The organism is Bacillus carboniphilus (assembly GCF_039522365.1).
In the GTDB taxonomy this organism is placed as follows: Bacteria; Bacillota; Bacilli; order Bacillales; family JC228; genus Bacillus_BF; species Bacillus_BF carboniphilus.
The window spans coordinates 55,689-75,265 of sequence record NZ_BAAADJ010000017.1 but is presented as its reverse complement, the minus strand read 5'-3'; the positions used below and the strand labels follow the sequence as shown (position 1 = coordinate 75,265).

The 19,577-nt window shown below is 38.3% G+C and carries 17 protein-coding genes; 14 read left to right on the top strand and 3 right to left on the bottom strand.

Annotated features, from left to right (window positions below; translation table 11 throughout):
• Positions 1-19: 19 nt before the first annotated feature.
• The gene (locus ABDZ91_RS08355; RefSeq protein ID WP_343798014.1) at positions 20-904 is read right to left on the bottom strand and encodes a LysR family transcriptional regulator; all 885 of its coding nucleotides are present in this window, start codon (positions 902-904) and stop codon (positions 20-22) included.
• Between the two features lie 142 nt (positions 905-1,046).
• On the opposite strand from ABDZ91_RS08355, the gene ABDZ91_RS08350 reads away from it, so the two are divergent.
• The 12 genes from ABDZ91_RS08350 (at position 1,047) to ABDZ91_RS08295 (ending at position 16,288) form a co-directional block, all read left to right on the top strand.
• Complete coding sequence (locus ABDZ91_RS08350; protein WP_343798012.1) at positions 1,047-2,243, top strand: threonine synthase; 1,197 nt, start codon at positions 1,047-1,049, stop codon at positions 2,241-2,243.
• A 220-nt stretch (positions 2,244-2,463) separates the two neighbouring features.
• Positions 2,464-2,808: a DUF3870 domain-containing protein gene (locus ABDZ91_RS08345; protein WP_343798010.1), complete on the top strand. Its 345-nt coding sequence runs from the start codon at positions 2,464-2,466 to the stop codon at positions 2,806-2,808.
• A gap of 228 nt (positions 2,809-3,036) precedes the next feature.
• Complete coding sequence (locus tag ABDZ91_RS08340; RefSeq protein ID WP_343798008.1) at positions 3,037-4,491, top strand: aldehyde dehydrogenase family protein; 1,455 nt, start codon at positions 3,037-3,039, stop codon at positions 4,489-4,491.
• Between the two features lie 28 nt (positions 4,492-4,519).
• On the top strand, positions 4,520-6,133 hold the full coding sequence (locus ABDZ91_RS08335) for a thiamine pyrophosphate-binding protein (RefSeq protein ID WP_343798006.1): 1,614 nt from the start codon (positions 4,520-4,522) through the stop codon (positions 6,131-6,133).
• Between the two features lie 60 nt (positions 6,134-6,193).
• Positions 6,194-7,165, top strand: coding sequence for a tripartite tricarboxylate transporter substrate binding protein (locus ABDZ91_RS08330; protein WP_343798004.1), 972 nt, complete (start codon positions 6,194-6,196; stop codon positions 7,163-7,165).
• Between the two features lie 81 nt (positions 7,166-7,246).
• The gene (locus ABDZ91_RS08325; protein ID WP_343798002.1) at positions 7,247-7,717 is read left to right on the top strand and encodes a tripartite tricarboxylate transporter TctB family protein; all 471 of its coding nucleotides are present in this window, start codon (positions 7,247-7,249) and stop codon (positions 7,715-7,717) included.
• A 44-nt stretch (positions 7,718-7,761) separates the two neighbouring features.
• Positions 7,762-9,270 carry a tripartite tricarboxylate transporter permease gene (locus ABDZ91_RS08320; protein ID WP_343798000.1) on the top strand — a complete coding sequence of 503 codons (1,509 nt, stop codon included), beginning with the start codon at positions 7,762-7,764 and terminating at the stop codon, positions 9,268-9,270.
• Between the two features lie 249 nt (positions 9,271-9,519).
• Positions 9,520-11,247 carry a thiamine pyrophosphate-binding protein gene (locus tag ABDZ91_RS08315; RefSeq protein ID WP_343797998.1) on the top strand — a complete coding sequence of 576 codons (1,728 nt, stop codon included), beginning with the start codon at positions 9,520-9,522 and terminating at the stop codon, positions 11,245-11,247.
• A gap of 36 nt (positions 11,248-11,283) precedes the next feature.
• Positions 11,284-12,189 (top strand): NAD(P)-dependent oxidoreductase, encoded by a 906-nt coding sequence (locus tag ABDZ91_RS08310; RefSeq protein ID WP_343798195.1) that lies wholly within the window; start codon positions 11,284-11,286, stop codon positions 12,187-12,189.
• A complete protein-coding gene (locus ABDZ91_RS08305) occupies positions 12,170-13,099 on the top strand; it encodes an NAD(P)-dependent oxidoreductase (RefSeq protein WP_343797996.1) in 930 nt (309 codons plus the stop codon). Before ABDZ91_RS08310 ends, ABDZ91_RS08305 begins: the two co-directional genes overlap by 20 nt.
• A gap of 229 nt (positions 13,100-13,328) precedes the next feature.
• Positions 13,329-14,324, top strand: a complete 996-nt coding sequence (locus ABDZ91_RS08300; RefSeq protein WP_343797994.1) for a TAXI family TRAP transporter solute-binding subunit — start codon at positions 13,329-13,331, stop codon at positions 14,322-14,324.
• A 38-nt stretch (positions 14,325-14,362) separates the two neighbouring features.
• Positions 14,363-16,288 carry a TRAP transporter permease gene (locus ABDZ91_RS08295; RefSeq protein ID WP_343797992.1) on the top strand — a complete coding sequence of 642 codons (1,926 nt, stop codon included), beginning with the start codon at positions 14,363-14,365 and terminating at the stop codon, positions 16,286-16,288.
• Between the two features lie 68 nt (positions 16,289-16,356).
• Here the strand turns inward: ABDZ91_RS08295 and ABDZ91_RS08290 are convergent, their stop codons facing one another.
• The gene (locus tag ABDZ91_RS08290) at positions 16,357-17,532 is read right to left on the bottom strand and encodes a MalY/PatB family protein (protein ID WP_343797990.1); all 1,176 of its coding nucleotides are present in this window, start codon (positions 17,530-17,532) and stop codon (positions 16,357-16,359) included.
• Positions 17,533-17,614: 82 nt separating this feature from the next.
• Here ABDZ91_RS08290 and ABDZ91_RS08285 point away from each other — a divergent pair, with 82 nt between their 5' ends.
• Complete coding sequence (locus ABDZ91_RS08285; protein WP_425541803.1) at positions 17,615-17,866, top strand: DUF1871 family protein; 252 nt, start codon at positions 17,615-17,617, stop codon at positions 17,864-17,866.
• Between the two features lie 33 nt (positions 17,867-17,899).
• Here ABDZ91_RS08285 and ABDZ91_RS08280 read toward each other — a convergent pair whose 3' ends face one another.
• A complete protein-coding gene (locus ABDZ91_RS08280) occupies positions 17,900-18,727 on the bottom strand; it encodes an alpha/beta fold hydrolase (RefSeq protein ID WP_343797988.1) in 828 nt (275 codons plus the stop codon).
• 302 nt (positions 18,728-19,029) lie between these two features.
• Between ABDZ91_RS08280 and yugI the strand changes: the two genes are divergently transcribed.
• Positions 19,030-19,428, top strand: coding sequence for a S1 domain-containing post-transcriptional regulator GSP13 (gene yugI, locus ABDZ91_RS08275; RefSeq protein WP_343797986.1), 399 nt, complete (start codon positions 19,030-19,032; stop codon positions 19,426-19,428).
• The last annotated feature ends 149 nt before the right edge of the window (positions 19,429-19,577 follow it).

The window sequence follows — 19,577 nt, the reverse complement described above, 5'->3', positions numbered from 1 at the left end:
ATGATAATGATTGATATTTTTAATCAACTACAGAAGATCTAAGAAAATCAATAAAGAGGTCTGTTGCTTTCGTGTTAATTTGGGATATATGAGTTACTATGGCAATATCTCTCTTAAAGGACTTACCCTTAATTCTAAGTGGGACAAGAAGGCCATAATCTACTTCCTTTTTAATTACCCAGTTTGAAATTACCGATATTCCTAGGCCATTTTCTACTGCTTCTTTAATAGTTTGAGAGCTTCCGAACTCCATGATTGAAGAGGGAGAGATACCCATCTCTTGAAACACCCTGTTAGTCATTTCTCTAGTACCTGAGCCCTTTTCCCTTAAAATCCAGGTTTCGGACTCTAATTCAGCCCCACTAGCCTCTTGCATTTTTGCTAAACGGTGCTCAGGTGGAATAATGATGGTCATTTCATCTTGAGTGAAGGTATTAACAATAATATCCGAATGAGAAGCCGTTCCTTCGATGATACCTACATCAATATCTTTTTTTAGGACTTGTTCTATAATTCTCTTTGTATTTCTGATGGTTATATTTGGAGTAATATTTGGATGTTTCAAAATAAATTTTGCCACAATTTTAGGAAGCGCATATTCACCAAATGTATAACTAGAACCAATTGCCAGAGGGCCACTAGCATTGGATGACAGATCATCTATCATTCTGATAGCCCTTTCGTGAAGGGCTAATATCTCCTTAGCATGAGCATATAAAATTTCTCCAGCCTTCGTTAACCGGACAAATTTATTAGATCGATCTAAGAGTTTAACCCCGTACTTTGCTTCTAAGTTTTTAATCTCTAAACTAACCGCAGACTGTGTTAAGTGAAGATGTTCTGCGGCCTTTGTAAAGCTTTGTTTATCCGTAACTGTAATAAAAGTTAAGAGATGTTGATCCATTTTGTTAGCCCCTTTTCTAGCCATATGAGTTTTTCTTATGGTCATCACAAAATATTCTTATTTTACTTATTTTATCAATCAATATATCTTAACCATATAAATTGTTCAATTTTTCTGTAAAATTGTTGTGGAGGTAATTAATATGAAATTTAGCTATGTGTCGTATCTAAAATGTCCCAAATGTAGCGAACGATACGAGTCAAATCAGAAACAACAATTGTGCAAATGTGGTTCTCCCTTATTAGTCAAATATGATTTAGAAGCGCTTAAAGAGAAGTTTAGGAGAGAAGAGTTGAAGAATCGGGAACCAAACCTGTGGAGGTACCATGAATTATTACCTGTACAAAATGAAGAGAATATAGTGACCATGGGGGAAGGGATGACACCACTTTTACCAATGAATCGGATAGGAAAAGATATGTTGATCCCAAATCTTTTAATGAAAGACGAAGGGATTATTCCCACTGGAACTTTTAAGGCTAGAGGAGCAGCGGTGGGGGTATCTAAAGCAAAAGAGTTAGGAATTAAGGAAATAGCAATGCCTACAAATGGAAATGCAGGAGCAGCTTGGTCACTCTATGCTGCAAGAGCTGAGATGAAAGCCACCATTGTAATGCCAACAGATGCACCCAAAATAACTCGAAATGAATGTGCTGTTTCAGGAGCTAACCTTTCTTTAGTAGAAGGGGTAATAAGTGATGCAGGAAAAATTGTACAGCAAGCTGTTAATGAACATGGTTTATTTGATGCATCAACATTAAAGGAACCTTACCGGATTGAAGGGAAAAAGACAATGGGGCTTGAAATCGCAGAACAACTTGGTTGGAAGATGCCGGATGTTATTCTTTATCCTACTGGTGGAGGTGTAGGTCTTATCGGTATATATAAGGCATTAACAGAACTTGTCTCCCTTGGCTGGGTTGAAGGGAATCTCCCCCGTCTGGTAGCTGTCCAATCGGTTGGGTGTGCACCTATCGTTAAAGCTTGGAGAGAAAAACGGGGGGACTCGGATTTTTGGGAAGGCTCTTCTACTATTGCGTTTGGTATAAACGTTCCAAAAGCATTGGGAGACTTTCTTGTCCTAGATGCCATCTATAAAACGAATGGGTGTGCAGTGGCAGTAGAAGATATAACGACTTTAGAAGAACAACAACGTATAGCATCATTGGAAGGAACCTTCATTTGCCCAGAGGGAGCGGCAGCTTTTGTAGCTGCACGACGGCTAAGGAAGAACGGGTGGATAAAGGAAAAAGAAACAGTGGTGGTCTTAAATACAGGCGCAGGAATTAAATATCCTGATACAGTCAAAGTAGATGTCCCTATTTTAACAGATGCCTGACAACCAGAACTTAACTAATCACCTACTTTACTGAGCAAAAGAAATGGGAGAGACCTGGAAACTGATAGTCTTTTTTAATCTATTTTCGTTATTATATACCCATGAAAAATTGCACACTAGTAAATTAGAAAATATAGAAACTAAAAAGGAACCTCTCCTCGCTATTGACTAAATTTTCAAAATAATTTATTCTTGTTAATAAGATATGGAGGTTCTACTCATGAGCGACTATCTAAATGAAAATCATATTTTAGTAAGTGGTTTTGCACAGACACCAAAAGGCATTCCAGCAAATGAGACCTATAAATATGTTGGAGTTATTTTACTCATTGATAAGAGTAATCATGAAATTGTAGAAGTAGACTTTAGTATCATCTTCTCAAATTTAACAAAAAGAGTCTTATGTGAACTAATAGAGGGTCATTGTGTTAAAGCGCCATTCCATGATCTTTCTGCACAGTTGAAAAGAAAAGTATCTATTCCTTCAATTGGCGCAATTATTCAAGCACTTAGATCTGCATTCGAGAGATATAACGAGCATATAAAATATTATCAGACCGTATAGTAGTTTATACATAAGAATACAGCTGGCTATCTATGGGTACATGTTTAAAAGACTTGTGCTAATCAGTAGGTAATGCCCAGCAACTAAATGCGTAAAATTATTTTACGTGTTTTAGTTGCTGGGCTTTTTTATTTGAATTTACGAAGGAGGAAGAACATGAAAAAAAAAAGGATTTAAAAGCATGGTTGATCTGTATCTAAGAAAATGAAAAATGGAGGGGGATAACTATTGAATCAGGTTATAGATGTAAAGGAGAAGTACAATCATTTTATTGATGGGAAGTGGGTTGAGCCAATAAATAAGGAATATTTTGAAGCCTATAATCCATCTACTGGTGATTTACTAGGCTTATTTGCAAGAGGAGACGCAGAGGATGTAGAAGTTGCTGTAAAAAGTGCTGAAGAGGGCTTTCAAGCTTGGAATAAAAAGAAACCTTATGAAAGAGGGCAAGTTCTCAATAAAATTGCGCATCTACTTAGAGAAAAAAAGGAAGATTTGGCTTATTTAGAGTCTTTGGATACTGGAAAACCATTATCTGTATCGAGGTTTGATGTAGAGACTTGTGCAAGATATTTCGAATATATGGGAGGGGTTGCAGACAAAATTCTGGGGGAAGTGATTCCTGCCTCAAACGAACATCTAGTATATACAGAACGAGAGCCTTATGGGGTCACGGGACACATAGTCCCCTGGAATGGTCCAATAACGATGGCAGGTAGAAGTGGGGCAGTTGCCTTAGCTGCAGGAAATTCAATTGTCATGAAACCCGCCGAACAGACTTGTATAACTACATTATTATTAGCAGAACTTTGTATTGAGGCTGGTTTGCCAAAAGGGGTTTTTAATGTGGTAACTGGCTACGGTTCTGAAGCTGGAGAAGCGGTCGTCAATCATCCGGGAATAAGAAAATTAACGTTCACTGGTTCAGTGAAAACAGGTGTTCATGTCGCAATGAAAGCAGCTGAAAGAGTAGTTCCCATTTCTTTAGAACTAGGTGGGAAATCTCCAAACATTGTATTTGAAGATGCGGATTTAGATGCAGCAGCGAAGGGGGCTATGAAAACATTTGTTATGAATAGCGGACAAATTTGTTGCGCAGGGACACGCCTCTTAGTTCAAAAAAATGTTATGGATTCATTTGTAGAAAGGTTAATTGAAGAAGTCCAAACAGTAAGGGTTGGTAATGCTTTAGAGGACCCAACCATTGGCCCAGTTGTCTCACAAGAACAATTAGATAGAATTCAAAATTACATCAGTATTGGAGAAAAAGAAGGTGCTGAAATTGCCTATGGTGGTAAGAGATTGGAAGATTGTCAACTTGCGAATGGGTATTTTGTAGAACCAACGGTATTTAAAAATGTTACAAATTCTATGAGAATTGCAAGGGAAGAGATTTTTGGACCTGTTGTTAGTATTATTCCGTTTGATACAGAAGAAGAAGCTGTTGAGATTGCCAATGATTCTGAATATGGTTTAGCTGCTGGACTGTGGTCTCAAAATATTCATAGGTGTCATAGAGTGGCTAAACAACTGCAAGCGGGCCAAGTTTACCTTAATGACTACCAACCTATCGGAGTAGAAGCCCCTTTTGGTGGATACAAGAAGAGTGGGATTGGTAGAGAAAAAGGTCTTGAATCCATTCATGATTATACTCAATTGAAAACAATAATCTCAAAAATATAAGTGCTTTAGAAAAGGAGATGTGATAGATGTGTCAACAGTGGCAGAGATAATAGCGAAAGAATTAAAAAAGGCAGGGGTAGAATATGCCTTCGGGGTGTCTGGTGAAACGCTTATTCCCTTGATGGATGCCTTTCGCAAAACAGGAATTGAATTTATATTAACTAGGCATGAAACAGGTGCAGGTTTTATGGCTGATGCTGTTCATCAATTAACAGGAAAGCCAGTTGTATTATTGGCAACACAAGGTCCAGGTATAACGAATCTAGTGAATGCTGCTGCACACGCTTTCCTAGATCGTTCAAGCCTCATCGTCATTACTAGTTCAATCCCACTAAGTCAACAAAACGTAGTAGTTAGACAGAATCTCCCTCATGAAGAAATACTTAATCCAGTTACAAAGTATACTGCAACCATACGTGGAACTGACGCTGCACAAGTAGTTACAAGGGCTATAGAAGCGGCAACATCAGAAAGGCCAGGTCCTGTATATTTGAATTTACCTGTGGATGTTGCAAAAAGTGAATATACAGGACCCGATGGATTTACTTCAGTTACTAAACTTTCCTTTACACCATTGGGAACAGGACAATTTAATGATTTCACGGAGAAACTTAGGAATGCCAAAAGGCCAATTGCAATAGTTGGAAATGGGGCTAACAAATCTTCTAGTGTTACACGGGAATGGCTTGAAAAATGGAAGATTCCTAGTCTGAGCACTTATAGAGCAAAAGGAATATTGGATGAGTCTACTACTCTAAGCTTAGGTCCAATAGGATTATCAAAGGTTTCAGACCAGGTCCAGCAGTCCTTTATAAAACAGTCTGATTTAATTCTAACGATTGGGTTCGATCCTGCTGAGATAAGTGGAAGATGGTTACAAACGCCAACTACTGAGGTAATGCGTATTAACATTGATTCAGTACCTGCACTACGTGGATATTTAAGCCCACACGAAGAATATGTAGGGGAAATTGGTTTATTCTTGCAATCTACCATGCCTGCAGAAACTCCTTCAAATAATGAGTGGTCAAATGAAGAATTAGACCAACATAGACAAAATGTGAAAAACTCATTAGCCATGCATGCTTCTATAGAAGGACTAAGCCCATACAAACTGACTGAGGTATTACGCGAGGTAATGCCAAAGAATACAATCGTAACTGCCGATACTGGATCTCATAGAATAACAGCTAGTCAAGTTTGGGATTGCTACGAACCCCTTACATTCTTACAATCTATTGGATTAGCTACGATGGGCTATGCTCTTCCGGCAGCTATAGGTGCAAAATTTATAAGTAGAGACAGTCCTGTTCTTTGTTTAGTAGGTGATGCAGGCTTTGAAATGATTTTGGGAGAACTCGGAATGCTAAAACAGTTAAATTTACCAATTGTTATAGTTGTTTTTGCAGATCGGGCATTATCTAGAATCAAAATTGATCAGGAGCAAGAGGGGTATCAAGTGTACGGAACAGAATTTGAAACACCAGAGTATACAACCATTGCAAAAGCATACGGAGGAGAAGGAGTTATCGTTAGGTCATTAGATGAGATACAAGCAGCAGCTGAAGAAGCGTTAAACCGAGATGTATTTACTGTCATACAGGCAGAAATTGACCCGACAGAATATGTGAACCAAATGTAACTGTAAATGTAAATTTGGAAGCGTTTGCATGGTCTTAACAAAAGAATGGAGGGAATGAAAATGAATAGAAAAAAGTTTTCACTATTTGTAATGGGAATCGTTTTATTGCTAGCTTTAGCCCTTGCGGGATGTAGTTCGAAGGAAGCTGCTGTTTTTCCCAGTAAGGATATTACGTTAGTAGTTCCATATGCAGCTGGTGGCGGTACTGATTTAGCTGCTAGAGCATTAGCAAAAGAAGCTGAAGAAATATTAGGGACGACAATCGCAATTGTGAACAAACCTGGTGGAGGTTCCGCACCAGGTATGCTAGAAGTGTCTCAAGCAAAACCAGACGGTTATAATTTAGTTTTTGTAGCACCGCCTGTAGTAACCATGTACAGACTCGGAACGGCTGAAATTAGTTATCGAGATTTCCAGCCTGTATCGGGAGTTAACTTTGACCCTTTTACAGTTACAGTTGCAGCTGATGCACCTTGGAATACAGTAGAAGAATTTCTAGATTATGCTAGGGAGAATCCTGGGAAAGTTAAGGTGGGAACAACTACACCAGGAGGTGCTTGGCATACGGGGGCACTAGCATTAGAAAGTGAAACAGGCGTTGATTTTAACATTATTCCATTTGAAAAAGGAGCCATCCCAGCAGTGGTGGATTTACTAGGTGGTAACCTAGATGCTGTAACAGTAAGTGTTCCAGAAGTGGCACCTAATATTGACTCTGGAGAATTAAAAATGCTTGCTGTCGCTGGTGATAACAGGGTGGATGTTTACCCTGATGTGCCAACTTTTAAGGAAGTGGGAATTGATGTTCCACCAGTGGGTGCTTATAGAGGGGTAATGGCTCCGAAAGAAACTCCAGAGGATGTAGTCAAAACATTGGATCAAGCCTTTAAAGATGCTGCTGCCTCTGCTGGATTTAAAGAGTTTATGACAAATAACATTCTCGGACAAATGTATATGCCCACATCAGAATGGACTAGTTTTTTAGAGGAACAGGATGAAGTATTTGCAAAGCTAATTGAAAACCTTGAATAGGTCGGCCAAACAATATTATGTAGCAAGATTCGATATCTATTTCGAATCTTGCTCCTAATAATAATGGAGGTGAGATGGTAAATGACAAAATCAGGTCAAAACATAATGATTGCGGGCATTTTTATGTTGCTAGCCCTTTTTATTTTTATTGATAGTTTAAACTTTCCAGAAGCTACAAGTAAGGGAATGCCGGGGGCATCAGCTTTCCCACAAATGATAGCAGGTGTTATGTTTCTAATCTCCCTTATTTTATTGATTCAATCAATGGTGAAAAAACAGAAGGAGAAAAGTGATTTCTTAAAAGATCTAGACTTTACAAAAACACTATTATTTATAGTGAGTCTTACATTATATATTAGCCTATTAAACCCAATAGGTTTTTTAATTTCAAGCTTTGTTTTTATTACCTTTCTTATGGTACTTATGCAGGGGTGGAGTAAAAAAATATTATATAAATCTTCCGCCATATCATTAGCTATTGTGTTTTTTGTCTATTTTGCTTTCGCAGAATTTTTCAAAATAGCCCTACCAATAGGGATATTAGGTTTCTGACCCTAGTTGGAATCTTACTAGTAGCTTATAAAGGAGTGTGAAAAATGACAGAAAATATAGTAGCTGCTCTCTCCATGGCTTTTTCCTTAAATTCAATCCTATTTATTTTCATCGGAGTGTTAGGTGGAATCATTTTTGGTTCAATACCTGGACTAACCGCAACAATGGGGGTTGCAATACTAATACCACTTACATATGGAATGGCCCCGCATGAAGCTATCCTCTTGTTAGCAGGAGTATATAACGGTGCCATGTATGGTGGTTCTATAGCAGCGATCCTTGTAAATATTCCTGGTACTCCTTCTTCAATTGCTACGAACTTGGATGGTTATCCAATGGCTAAAAGTGGGAATGCTGGAAGAGCTGTTGGGCTTGCAACAGTAGGTTCATTTTTAGGTGGATTATTTAGTGTTATAGTACTTACACTAGCTGCACCTCAATTGGCAAAAGCCGCTCTTATGTTTAGTGCTCCAGAATACTTTGCGCTTGCTATTTTTGGTCTTAGCATTATAGCAAGTATTTCAGGAAAATCGGTTATCATTGGACTCCTTGCAGGGCTATTGGGAATGTTTATTGCCACAATTGGAATGGATCCGATTGAAAGTTATCCTCGTTTTACATTTGGCTCTCCCAATTTGTTAGGTGGAATAGATTTATTACCCCTTATGATTGGACTATTTGGCTTATCAGAGGTCATGATGCAGGTCGTAGATAAATCAGAGATTAAGGTAACGAAACAAAAATTAAAAGGTGTTATCCCGAAACTATCTGAAATTATGAAATATAAGTTTACTATTTTCCGATCATCAGTAATTGGAACCTTTATCGGTGCTGTTCCGGCTGCTGGTGGACCAATTGCTTCTCTCCTTGCCTACAATGAGGCAAAAAGGACATCAAAGCGAGGGGAGAATTTTGGCAATGGTGAAGGTGAAGGTATCGTTGCAGCAGAAACTGCAAACAATGCTACTTGTGGAGGAGCCCTAATTCCTTTAATGACCCTATCAATACCGGGAGACGGTGTAACGGCCGTGATGCTTGGAGCATTTATGATTCATAATATACAACCGGGACCGCTATTATTTAGGGATAATGGTGATCTAGTATTTAGTATTTTCATTGGAATGGGAATTGCTGTTGTATTCCTTTTAATACTGGGCCTATTAGGAGCTGGATTATTTGCTAGAGCATTAAGTGTGCCAAAACATTTTTTAATGCCGGGCATTGTCCTACTATGTGTGGTTGGATCATATGCAGTTAGGAATAGTCTTTTCGACGTAATCGTAATGCTTGTCATGGGGTTTGTCGGTTTTCTGATGTTAAGAGCTAAGATTCCGCTAGCTCCTGTCATTTTAGGTTTAATTTTAGGTCCAATGGCTGAGGCAAACTTTAGAAGAGCTATGCTAGCAAATGATGGGAATCCATTAGTATTTATCACAAGTCCCATTTCAGGAGTAATTTTATTGATTACTGTAATAGTTTTATTTATGCCGTTATTTAAAAAAATGAAAATAAATACAAAAAAGAATAATAATCATACCAAGTCTATAGAGTAGTATTATAGTGATAGAGTAACAGTTTGGGTAAATATTATTTTCATATAAGTCTGAAAGTTTGTAATTGACAAAATATTACACAAGTAGTATGATGATAGTATAACAATTAAATATTAACTGGTTATTTGTTGGCGAGGATTGAATAAATCTTACGTTAATTAGCGAATAAGCCCAGTATAAGAACTGCAGAACGCAGATTTTTATACTGGGCTTTTTTATATTTAAAACAAACAAAAAGGTGGAGATAAAATGAATGTAAATTCAACAGTAACTGAACAAAATCGAAAATTACTATTGTCAGGGGGTCAGGCGGCAGTAAAAGCGCTGGAAGTAGAGGGAGTAGAACATGTTTTTGGACTGATAGGATCTTCTACCATGGAAATGTTTGATGCTTTATACGATTCTAAGCAAATCAAATATATCGGAGTCCGTGATGAAAGAACAGGAACCCATATGGCAGATGCTTATGCTAGAGCTACTGGTAAACCAGGTGTCGTTCTGGCTGGGCAAAGTGGACCGGGGGCAACAAATTTGGTTACAGGTCTAGCGCAAGCTTACCATGCATTTTCACCTGTTGTAGCAATTGCAGGTTCAATTGCTTCTAACCATAAATATAGAGATGCCTTTCAAGAGGTGGATCAGCAAGCGTTGTTCACCCCAGTTACTAAAAAGACATGGACTGTTCCAAGAGCTGATCGAATCCCTGAAATGCTTCAAGAAGCATTCAGAGTTAGTCAAACAGGTAGGAAAGGGCCAGTTGTTTTAAATATACCGAGAGATATCTTTGCTGAAATAAATGAATATAGCGCATTTTTAACACCAGACCAATATATGTCTGCAAGTGCACCAAGCGGTGATCTTAAGCAGGTAGAAGAAGCTATCAAACTATTATCACAATCAGAGAAGCCGTTAATTATTGCAGGAGCAGGTGTTAAATGGAGTAGAGCTCAGAAAGATGTTCTAGAACTTGCGGAGCGATTAAACGCACCTTTGGCTACCGCTGCTGGTCATGGTGACGCTGTTCCTTGTGACCATCCTTTATATGCAGGTCAGGTTGGGCCAAGAGGAAATGTTGTCGCAACAAACCTAGCACGGGAAGCGGATGTCATATTAGCTTTAGGAACTCGTCTAGGGTTTAATTCAACTTTCTACTCCTACGACAATTTAAATAAAGATGCAAAAATTATTCAGGTCAATATCGAGCCAGCCTCTTTATCTCGATACTTCCCTGTAAGCATAGGAATATATGGTGATGTAGGTAATGTTACAAGACAACTTCTACAAGGCTTAGGTAATCAAGATAGTAATTCATATGTAGCACAATGGACGGACCAATTCCATCAAAATCGCAATCAATTATTAGATGAGAGAGAAAGGAAAGGAGCAGTTGATGCAAATCCAAACCCAATTCAGCCAGCCCAAGTATTCCAGGCCTTAAGAAATACCCTTCCTAAAGACGCGATGTATACATTAGATGCAGGAACGTTATGTCTACAAGCTACAGACTCTTTGAATTACTATCAGTCACCAGGCTTATTTACTCCATTAGACTTTGGATTAGTCGGTTTCTCATTTGCAGCAGGTTTAGGAATAAAAGCAGCATATCCTGAAAGAACTGTCGTTAGTTTAATGGGAGATGGCGGATTCGGAATGACAATGTCTGAGATTAGTACTGCAGTTGAAGCAAAGTTGAATACTGTAACAATTGTCATGAATAACCACTGTTGGGGAGCGGAAAAAGCCTATCAAAAAGATTTCTTCGGTGAAAGATATATTGGAGCTGATGTAGTTAACCCACGATATGACAGGGTTGCTGAGGAATTTGGTGCAAAAGGTTTCCGTGTAGAAAAGGCAGAAGATTTAGAGGCAACAATTGAAGAAGCACTTAAGGCGAATGCACCTGCGATTGTTGATGTTCAGGTTGACCCTAACGCACTGTATTCATTCCGAAGAGATTCCTTCCAGCACAGAAAATAAAAGGTTAATAACGTGTAGAAGAGCAGTAAGGAGGAGATAAATTTGAGTAAGGTTGGAATTGTTGGATTTGGAGAAATTGGTTCAAGAATGGGAAAAAGGCTGGTTCAAAGAGGATATAGTGTTACAGCTTATGATATCGATGCCCAGGCTATGAACCGAGCAAAAGCAATCGGTGCACTCTGTGCTACATCACCAGCTGAAGTGGCCCAATGCAGTGAGTTCATAATTGTGTGTGTAACCGATCCTGATGCAGTGGAAAAATGTGTGATAGGTGAAAATGGGATAGTAGAAGGACTGCAATCCAATAGCATCGTGATTGAAACAACAACTTCAAAGCCCTCTACTACCCGGAAAATAGCAGTAGAAATAGAGCGGAAAAATGGAAGTATAATTGATGCCCCAGTTAGCCGAGGAGTGCCTGCAGCAGAAAATGGAACCCTCTCTATTTTAGTAGGTGGAAAGGAAGAGGTTTTAGACAGATGTAGGCCACTCCTAGAATGCTTAGGGACGGATATTATACATGTAGGAGACCTAGGAGCAGGACACTGTGTAAAAGCCATTAACATGATGATGCTAGGATGTAATTTAATTGCTGCATCGGAAGTGATCACTTTAGGTGTGAAAGCAGGGATTGAAATGGAAACTATGTTGGAGGTCATCAATGTTAGTAGCGGGGAAAGCTATATGACCTCCAATCATTTTCTGAAATATGTATTGCCTGATACATTTGATTCCCAATTCTCACTTGGACTAATGTTAAAAGATATCAAAATCGGAACGGAGATTGCATATGAATCGGGGTTAGCCCCAATTGCTGCAAGTAAAGCTAAAGAGATTTATAGATGGGCTGCAAGCCATAACATGAGGCAGGAAGATAATATGAGGATTGTCCAATTTATTCAAAGATGGATGGGGGGATACCATGATAGAAAAAGGGTTTAAGAAAATTGGTTTCATAGGTCTTGGTGTAATGGGATCAAGGATGTGTGAACGCTTGCTCCTTCTAGAGAACGATTTATTTGTTAATGATATTTCCGAAGAAGCCATGTTAAGGTTGGTGGATAAAGGTGCCATTAGGGCCGTATCTCCAGAGGCACTAGCAGAACAATGTGATATCATTCTCACCTCACTTCCAAATAGCGCAATTGTTGAAAATGTTGTTTTTGGTGAAAGTGGGCTCCTTGGAGGAGTTCGAGAGGGAGCTATTCTAATAGAGTTATCCAGTTCCACACCTTCTACTACAGAAAGAGTCGGATCAGCTCTTCAAAAAAAGGGCGCATACATGATAGATGCCCCTGTTAGCAGGGGGGCAGGTGCTGCTGCCAACGGAACACTTTCCATAATGGTTGGTGGCGATGTAGAAGTCATAGATTCATGTCGATTTATATTAGACCAATTAGGGACTGATATTCTTCACACGGGAAAGCTAGGTACAGGTCATGCAATGAAGGCTTTAAATAATCTATTAAATGCCACGAATTTAATAGCGGCTTGTGAGGGATTAGTTATTGCTCACAAAGAAGGAGTTAAGCCCGAGAATTTTACCGAGGCTATAAACAATAGTAGTGGAGCAAGTCATATAACTACTGTTCGGTTTCCCAAATATTTTCTAAATAGAGCTTTTAATTCAAACTTCACTTTAGGGTTAATGTACAAGGATTGTTCGATTGCTCTTGAAATGGCTCAAAAGATGGGGACCCCTATGCTATTTACGAGCTTAACTCAACAGGTTTATGCAATGGGAATGAGTAAGGGTATGGCCAATGAAGATAATACTAGAATATTAGAAGTAATTGAAGATGTCTTGGGCCACAGTGTGAAAGAAGAGGTTGAGATGGATTCAGTTTCATAGCAGAATGGGCCACTCCTCGTGGAACTACATTATTCACGAGGAGTAGGCCCTATTTAACACTTAATGTAAAACTAACCAAAAAATGAAATCGCTTACTTTGTTAACTTTTTTTAAAAAAATTGAGTCAAAACGAAGGATATTTCAAGAAAATACAGAATTTTAGAAATATAATACTTTTGCTTTTACGCTTTAAACCTTTGAATAAGAAAAAACCTTGGGAGGTAATGAAATGCATAAGTTTAAATCACTTATATTTGTTAGCATTGCTTTAACCATGGCGTTTCTTTTGAGTGGTTGTAGTAACCAATCAAGTGGTGGGTCAGGGAATGATTGGCCAAAAGGAATATCTGTTTCCTCAGCAACGATTGGGGGGACTTTTCACGTTTATGCTACAGGTTGGTCGGATATCGTTTCAAAAAAACTGAATATCCAGTCTAACGTAGAAGCAACAGGTGGTCCAATTCCTAATATTGAGTTAGTTGATAGAGGAGAGTCTGAAATTGGTCTCGTTACAATGGGACCAGCTTATGAAGGATATAACGGAATTGGTTGGGCAGAGAAAAAATATGAAAATATACGAACACTTTTCCCAATGTACAAAAGTTATTTGCATTGGTGGGCCATGCCTGGTGCAGACATTAAGTCCATTGAAGATTTTGCTGGAAAGAGAATTGGTACAGGAGCAGCAGGGGGAACTCCGGATTATTATGGACAAAGGGTGTTTGAAGATTTAGGAATTGAGCTAGGAAGGATTGTAAATGGTGGATACAACGAATATACCAATCTAATGCGTGATGGCCAACTTGATGTAGCATCTGCGTTCGCTCCAACGGGTCATCCAACAGCAGTGGAAATGATTAGTACTGATAAGGTAAACATTGTTGGTGTAGGTGAAAAATCAGCAGAATTGGCTGGGAAATATGGAATCACACATGGAGTAATTGAGGCAAATAGCTATGAGGGTCAGACCGAAGATATACCTACACTTACGATTTATAGTGCGTTTATAACACACAAAGATTTATCTGAAGACTTTGTTTATGAACTTGTAAAAGCAACCTTTGAAAGCAAAGAAGAACTGATAAAGGTTCATCAATCAGCGGCTGAATTGGACCCTAAAGTGGTTCCAGAAGCTTTAGCTGGTGTACCGATGCATCCTGGTGCTATTAGATATTATGAAGAAATAGGTATTGAACTACCAGATTCAGTTTATCCAAAAGAATAAGAAGAGAGGGGCTCCCCCTCTCCAAAAGGAGGCCAACCGTGAGTACTGAAAATAAAGTTAACCTAGAAGATTTTGAACGTGGAGAGAGAGAGTTAAGCTCTTTCTATTTAAAGCTAGCCTTTATTTTAGGAGGGGTTTTAGGGCTAGTCCATGTTTTTATTTTATCGGTTTATCCAATTGACCCATGGGTATTTCGTGCCATCCATTTTGGATCTGCCGGAGCCTTTTGCTTTTTATTATATCCTGCACTTAAAAAAAACACGGACAAAAACCCAAGTGTTTTTGACCTAGTTATGGCAGTATTGCTCCTAGGAGCAGCTGTCTATATAGCATTAAACTATTTAGAAATGTTGAATCGAGTAGGTGTAAGTCCAACTGGTTTGGATTTGTTTTTTGCAATAGTTGCTATTGTCGGTTTATTAGAAATGACTAGAAGAACTACTGGAATTGCATTACCAATTATTGCAGTAATTTTTTTACTATATGCATATTTTGGTTCATATTTTCCAAACGAATTATGGCACAGAGGATACAGCATTGAAAGGATATTAAGCTACACATTTAGTATGGATGGGATATTTAGTATTCCATTAGGTGTAGCAGCTACTTATGTCTTTGTATTTATACTTTTTGGTAGCTTTTTAGAGGTTTCTGGAGCAGGGAAGTTTTTTATGGATCTTTCCTATGCAATAGCAGGTAGGTTCAGAGGCGGGCCAGCAAAAGTTGCAGTCCTTTCAAGTGCTCTAATGGGAAGTATAAATGGAAGTGCAGTAGCCAATGTTGCTAGTACAGGGGCATTTACTATTCCTTTAATGAAAAAAGTAGGATATAAACCAAAATTTGCTGGAGCAGTAGAGGCAGTTGCATCAACTGGAGGACAAATACTTCCTCCAGTAATGGGTGCTGGGGCATTTATCATGGCAGATATGACAGGAATACCCTATACCTCCATAGTCATTGCTGCTATTGTACCAGCTTTCTTATACTTTTTTGCTGTTTTGTGCATGGTGGATTTTGAGGCAGGTAAACAGAAACTAGAGGGATTATCTAAGGATGAACTGCCTAATATTAAGGCTGTTTTAAAGGAAAGAGGGTATTTAATAACGCCACTCATTGTTTTACTGTTTTCGCTGATTGTTTTAAATAACTCACCTATTCGAGCCGCTTTATTATCAATAGGAGTACTAATCATAATGAGTTGGTTTACTAGGAATAAAATTGGACCAAAGCAAATTTGGGTCTCTATTAGTAATGCAATGAAAGGTATGGCGTCTATTGCTGCTACCTGTGCAAGTGCTGGGATAATAATTGGAGTATTTGCTCTTACAGGTTTAGGTGGAATATTAGCTGACTTTTTAATAGCACTTTCCGGAGGAGTAGTATGGATTGGATTAGTATTGGTTATGATCCTATGTATCCTTCTGGGTATGGGATTACCAACTGTTGCGGCTTATGCCCTAGCTGCTAGTACAGTTGCGCCAGCGTTAATAAATATGGGGGTTCCCCAGTTATCAGCCCATTTATTTATCTTTTACTTTGCATGCATCTCTACCATTACACCCCCAGTTGCACTTTCTTCATTTGCTGGAGCAGCATTAGCAAAAGCAAGACCAATGCAGGTTGCTTGGACAGCATTAAAATTAGGTATTACTGCCTTTATTGTTCCGTACTTGTTTATAATTGACAACAGTTTACTATTACAAGGGGATATTTTTGTAATCATTATGGATATATTTACAGCTTCTATCGGTATTGTTGCCTTGGCAGCAGGTATACAGAAGTTTATGTTTAACAAACTAACTACTTTACTTCAATTACTAATATTGTTTAGTGCGATAATGCTAGTTATACCAATTATCTGGATATCTGTACCAGGATTAATCCTATTTTTGATTATTAGTTACTTCAATTATAAAAATAAAATTACTCATGTAGAAGATGTTGATAAGGTATTTAATACATAAGGTAGTTTCTTTTACGTAATCACATGCAAGCAGAAGGGTGGAGATGTTATTTACTCCACCCTATATCGTTATTTATATAAATCCGATATTGCCCTCTCCAACCTCTCCAAACCTTCCACTAACAAAGCCCTCGGACAAGCAATATTCATCCGAACATATCCTTTTCCTGTAGGACCATACTTTTCTCCATTTTCAAGAGCTAGTTCCCCCACATCTAACAAAGCATTGACTAAAGCGTCTTGCTCGACTCCAAGCTCTCTGCAATCCAACCATAAAAGATAAGTGGCACCTGGAGTTTTCATTTTAATTTGTGGCAGTCGTTCTTTTAAGAATGTCTGGACTACTTGAACGTTCTCTTGTAAGTACTTCAACAAATCGTCTAACCATGCTTCTCCGTGTGTATAAGCAGCTTCCATAGCAACAGCTCCAAAAATATTTAAGAAATGAAAGCCCTGTTTCCCTTGGATAGTTTCTAGTTTTGTTCGTAACTCTTCATTTGGCACAATGATGGATGAAGCTTGGAGACCAGCAAGATTAAATGTTTTACTTGGTGCAATAAACGTGATGATTTGGTCTTGGTAAGATGGATCAACAGTAGCTAATGGTATATGTTGATAGTCAGGTAATGTTAAATCGCAATGAATTTCATCTGAAAGAATAATGACTTCGTACTTTTTACAGAGATCTATCATCTTTTGTAGTTCATCCTGAGTCCATACTCTTCCCGCTGGATTGTGAGGATGACAGAGGATAAATAGCTTAACTCCATCCTTTAGTTTATTTTCAAAGTCAGCCCAGTCTATTTGATACTGTTCCAGTTCATCGATTAGGGTTGAATACACAACCTGACGAGCGTTTGCTTCAGGGATACTGAAGAATGGTGGATAAACAGGGGAATGCATTAATATTTTATCTCCTTCTTCACTAAGAGCTTGAACAGCTGTAGCAATGGAAGTGACAACTCCAGGACTGACTAATATTGAATCTTCTTGAACATCCCATTTATATTTTTTTCTTTGCCAATTACAAATGGCTTTCTTAAGTGAATCCGGTGTCATGGTGTAACCAAATATCTCGTGTTCCAATCGCATCTTTATTGTTTGTATAATTTCTTGTGGGGGCTTAAAGTCCATATCAGCAACCCACATTGGATGTAAGTTTGGCCTACCGAAAACATGTTCAACTCCATCCCATTTTACAGAGTAGGTACCTAATCTTGGGATTACTGTTTCAAAGTCTCTCAATTTGAAAACCCCTTTCCTATATAGTGGTTGTCCTTTTATGATAAAATAGATATAAGAAAAATGGAAATATAAGGTGATGACGGTGAGAGTAGAAGAAGCACATCTAGCAATGAGAAAGCGGATATATGAGTGGGATCCATTTGGATTTGGTGAATATGAGACTGAAATCGCCGATATTATCCAGGCTGTTCATAAGCACAAAGATTTTAATAAGTTGGGGAAAGATATTCAGCTCATTTTTGAACATTCTTTCGAAAAATGGTTGCCCCTTTCAGAGTGTCAGGAAGTGGCGAAAGAGCTAATACACATTCGTGAAATGTCTGATTGCGTATAAAAACCGAGTTCCGTTCATTGGGAACTCGGTTTTTCAACTTATCGATTGTATAAAATTAGACATATGCCTGTGAACCTCTTCTGGTTTCTCTTCTGGAACAAGATGTCCGGCGTCATTTAATATGACTAAATGGGAGTTCTGTAAATCTTTATTAAGCCTTTTCCCGATATGAAGCGGAACCACACGGTCGTGTTCTCCCCAAATTAAAAGACTAGGGGTAGTAATTTTCTGCAGCTTTTCTGGAGGAAGATCTCCTTCACGATGGCGAATCATTCGGGTTAGCGCCTTGAAAATTTCATCATCTAAAAACGGCTGTAAATACCCAAATAACATTTCATCGTTAATCATTTCTGCATTGTAAACAACATTTTGTAAATTCTTTCTCACACCAGAGCGGGAAAGATAAAGCTTTACATAATGGTGGAAAAAAGGAATATAGCTGGACATTTTTAAATGTAGTTTTGCTTTTTTTAGGTAGGAGGAACTACAAAGTAAAACAGCTCCCTTTACACCTACAGGATTTAAATATGCGATATTTAATGCAATTTGTCCTCCCATAGAATGCCCCATAACGGTGGCTTGGTCGATGTCGAGTTCCTCTAATAAATGGAGAATGGTCTTGGCCATGTTTTCGTAAGAATAAGTAAAACTTATAGACTTGCCACTTTTCCCAAAAGGTGGAACATCAACAGAAAGAACAGAATAGTCTTGTTTTATAAGTGGAATGAGATGCCGAAAACTAAAGCTTGAAGAAAGAAAGCCATGTATTAAAACAATCGTTTCTCGAGAAGATGGATGTTGATAATACTCATAATAAAGGTCTGTGCCATTTATTGGTTTTACAAATGCTGTTGCTGTCAAGCTGCACCACCCTCTATAGTATTTTTTCTTATTTTACCCATTGCTTTCAAATCAATCAAAGGAAATAAAAAAACAGATAAGCGAATCGCTTATCTGCCAAAAAAAAGGGGGAATACTAGAAAGCCTTAAAAGTAGTTTTTTCCAAATTTCATTACTTTTATACATTCATATCTATTTCTTCCACTTTCACCAATTCCTTTCCAATAAAATCCAAAACCGACCTTTTTTTGCTCACATCCCATACCTGTGTTATAATCTATAAATGCTTGCAAAAGGATAAATAGTATATTAGGAGTGTTACCATGGCAAATCAATATGAAGTAGGTTCAGTACACACAGGTAAAGTAACGGGAATTCAACCTTATGGTGCTTTCGTTGCATTAGACGAAGAAACTCAAGGTCTTGTTCATATTTCTGAAATCACACACGGATTCGTAAAAGATGTTAACGAATTTTTGAAAGTGGGAGATGAAGTACAGGTTAAAGTATTGTCTGTAGACGAAGAAGGCGGCAAAATTGCTCTTTCTATCAAGGCGACTCAAGAGGCACCAAAAGCGGCTCCTCAAGCTGCACGTAAACCAAAAGCAGCTCGTCCAGCTAAAGTTCAAGAACAAGAATCTCCAAGTGGATTCAATACACTTAAAGATAAGCTAACTGAGTGGATCGAACAATCTAAAAGAGAAGATTTAATTAAAAAATAAGCCAGTTGGCTTATTTTTTTTGAACTTTTTTCGGGTCGTCCTAGGTTGCTGGGTGTTATGTAACAGAACTATCCACACCATTTTATCCCGCCTTCCTTCCGCATATTCTTCCAAAAGGCTGAATAAATAAAGCGTCTTTCAAATGAATG

What these genes read in the sequence shown, in the direction of transcription:
- ABDZ91_RS08330 (WP_343798004.1), top strand. Translation starts at nt 6,194, where the DNA reads ATGAATAGAAAAAAGTTTTCACTATTTGTAATGGGAATCGTTTTATTG.
- ABDZ91_RS08315 (WP_343797998.1), top strand. Translation starts at nt 9,520, where the DNA reads ATGAATGTAAATTCAACAGTAACTGAACAAAATCGAAAATTACTATTG.
- ABDZ91_RS08355 (WP_343798014.1), bottom strand. Translation starts at nt 904, where the DNA reads ATGGATCAACATCTCTTAACTTTTATTACAGTTACGGATAAACAAAGC.
- ABDZ91_RS08300 (WP_343797994.1), top strand. Translation starts at nt 13,329, where the DNA reads ATGCATAAGTTTAAATCACTTATATTTGTTAGCATTGCTTTAACCATG.
- ABDZ91_RS08325 (WP_343798002.1), top strand. Translation starts at nt 7,247, where the DNA reads ATGACAAAATCAGGTCAAAACATAATGATTGCGGGCATTTTTATGTTG.
- ABDZ91_RS08345 (WP_343798010.1), top strand. Translation starts at nt 2,464, where the DNA reads ATGAGCGACTATCTAAATGAAAATCATATTTTAGTAAGTGGTTTTGCA.
- ABDZ91_RS08350 (WP_343798012.1), top strand. Translation starts at nt 1,047, where the DNA reads ATGAAATTTAGCTATGTGTCGTATCTAAAATGTCCCAAATGTAGCGAA.
- yugI (WP_343797986.1), top strand. Translation starts at nt 19,030, where the DNA reads ATGGCAAATCAATATGAAGTAGGTTCAGTACACACAGGTAAAGTAACG.
- ABDZ91_RS08305 (WP_343797996.1), top strand. Translation starts at nt 12,170, where the DNA reads ATGATAGAAAAAGGGTTTAAGAAAATTGGTTTCATAGGTCTTGGTGTA.
- ABDZ91_RS08320 (WP_343798000.1), top strand. Translation starts at nt 7,762, where the DNA reads ATGACAGAAAATATAGTAGCTGCTCTCTCCATGGCTTTTTCCTTAAAT.